This is a genomic window from Burkholderiales bacterium, from assembly GCA_013695435.1.
In the GTDB taxonomy this organism is placed as follows: Bacteria; Pseudomonadota; Gammaproteobacteria; order Burkholderiales; family JACMKV01; genus JACMKV01.
This window is the reverse complement of the sequence record JACDAM010000213.1, coordinates 1-2,339: the sequence shown is the minus strand read 5'-3', so window position 1 is coordinate 2,339 and position 2,339 is coordinate 1. Positions and strand designations below refer to the sequence as shown.

2 protein-coding genes are annotated in these 2,339 nt (G+C 63.4%); both read right to left on the bottom strand.

The annotated features are described in order from the left end of the window. Nucleotides 1-1,172: ATP-dependent DNA ligase (locus tag H0V78_10570; GenBank protein MBA2352195.1), on the bottom strand; the 1,172-nt coding region annotated here is incomplete at its 3' end. Between the two features lie 117 nt (nucleotides 1,173-1,289). Next, nucleotides 1,290-2,336, bottom strand: a complete 1,047-nt coding sequence (locus H0V78_10565) for a ligase-associated DNA damage response exonuclease (protein ID MBA2352194.1) — start codon at nucleotides 2,334-2,336, stop codon at nucleotides 1,290-1,292. Between the last annotated feature and the right edge of the window lie 3 nt (nucleotides 2,337-2,339).

Sequence of the window (2,339 nt, the reverse complement as noted above, 5' to 3'; positions counted from 1 at the left end):
ACCCGCTCCTCGGATGAGCTGGCTATCGGCGGGTCGCCAGACGCGGCGGCTTGTTGTTCGTGCGCGACTGTTGGCGCAGCGCTTGCGGCAACTGCCGGCGCATCGCCTGATTCGTCGCTTTGCCGCGACGTGATCGCAGCGATCAGTTCCGCCAATTGCTCGCGCCGCCAGCGCAATGGCCGGGCGCGCACGTCCTCGCCGCCATATTCGAGCAAATCATAAGCAAGCAGTACGACCGGAACATCCTGCAATAATTTTTTGCCCAGCGTTTTGCGGCCGATGCGCCTTTGCAATTCGCCGAAGCGCAGCACGCCGTTTTTCCACGCCAGGATTTCGCCATCGATGACGGTGCCGTCCGGCAAACGGCGGCCGGCCACCGCGACTTCCGGATAGCGTTCGGTCACGAGTTCTTCGCCGCGTGTCCACAGAAATGTCTGGCTGGCGCGGCGGATCAACTGGCAGCGGATACCGTCCCATTTCCATTCTGCCTGCCACAGATCGATATCGCCGAGTTGTTCGGGCGAGCCGGCCAACGGATGGGCGAGAAAGAACGGGTACGGCCGGCTGATTTTCGTCTCGTCGACGTCGGCTGTTTCGACTCCTCGCAGCCGCGCATAAAACTCGGCGGTCGGCAGCCACTCGCCCATCAACCGATGCGCGATCAGCGGCGCCTGCAAGCCGCTGATTTCGGCGAGCGCGCGCATGACCAGCGCTTGCGAAACGCCGACGCGAAACGCGCCGGTGATCAGCTTGTTCCAGACGTACCGCTGGCGTTGATCCATCTGTTGCCAGGCGTCGATCAGGCTTCGCTTTTGCCCGGCCTCCGGCAATTCGCGCAGCGGCAGCAGCCCTTCTTCGACCCAGTAACGCAACGGCTGATCAGTCGATTGCGCGGGCGCTGGCAGGATCAGCGCAATGGTCTCGGCGAGATCGCCGATCGCATGATACGACTCGTCAAATAGCCATTCCGGGATGCCGGCAAGTTCAGCCGACCAGTCGCGCAGCTTGCGCGTCGGCACAACCTGACGCGGCTTGCGGCCGATCAGGAAATAAACTGCCCACGCCGCGTCAGCCGCCGGCGCATTTTCGAAATAGTGCCGCAGCGCTGACACCTTCGCGCCGGTTTTGTTGGTTTCGTCGAGCGCGGTGTAGAGATCGGCGAAAGCTTTCACGGTCTACTGATCTTCTGATTCAGCCGCGGCAGGTTTGCCATGGTTAACGCGGGAAGCATTTTCGTCATCGCTTCCCGTCGCTTCCTGCAAGGACGACCTGATCCGGACCTTCCGAAACTAAAGACCCGCGTCATCAGCGTTGGCCGCTTCTTCAGTTGTCCCGTTGTCGCCGTTCTCGTCGCGCTCGCCTTCGAACTGCGTCTGCACCGCTTTCGCGTCGAGTCCGCGCTCGCATAACCAGCGCGCGAGCACCGATGAATAGCCGTGCGTAACCCAGATGCGTTCGGCGCCGCTCGCTTCGATCGCGCTCAACAATCCTGGCCAATCGGCATGGTCGGACAGCACGAAGCCGCGATCGATCGCGCGGCGACGGCGCTGGCCGCGTACCTGCATCCAGCCCGAGGCAAATCCCGTCGAGATGTTGCCGAATTTGCGCAACCACGGCGTGCCTTGCGCGGACGGCGGCGCGACGATCAGCGCGCCTTGCCACTCGCCGCGCTTCAACTCGGCGCTTGCATAACGCGTACCCGGCAGATCTATGCCGCTCGCGCGATAAGCGTCGTTCAGCTTCTGGACCGCGCCGTGCGCGTAGATCGCGCCGATCGCAGCGGCGCCATTCGCGATGCCGGCGATCACGCGTTGCGCTTTGCCGAGCGCGTATGCGAACAGCATGCTTGCCCTGCCGGCTTCCTGATTCGCCCGCCACCAATCCCGCATGCTCGCGAAAACGTCGGCTTGATCTGGCCAGCGATAGACTGGCAGGCCGAACGTCGATTCGCTGACCAGCGTATGGCAGCGCACCGGCTCGAACGGCGCGCAGGTCGAATCGCGCTCGACTTTGTAATCGCCGGTCACCACCCACACCTCGCCGCCGTGTTCGATTCTGACTTGCGACGAGCCGAGGATATGCCCCGCCGGGTGCAGCGATAGCGAGGTGCCGTTGATCTTTATGCATTCGCCATAAGCCGCGGTTTGGACGTTTGCGTCATCGCCGAGGCGCGCGCGCAGCACCGCTAAACCCGGCGCAGCAGCAAGGTAGTGCTGGCTGCCCCAGCGCGCGTGATCGCCATGCGCGTGCGTGATGACCGCGCGCCCGACCGGCCGCCATGGATCGATATAGAAATCGCCAGCGGGGCAATAAAGGCCGCAGGGGTTGAGGGTCAGGAG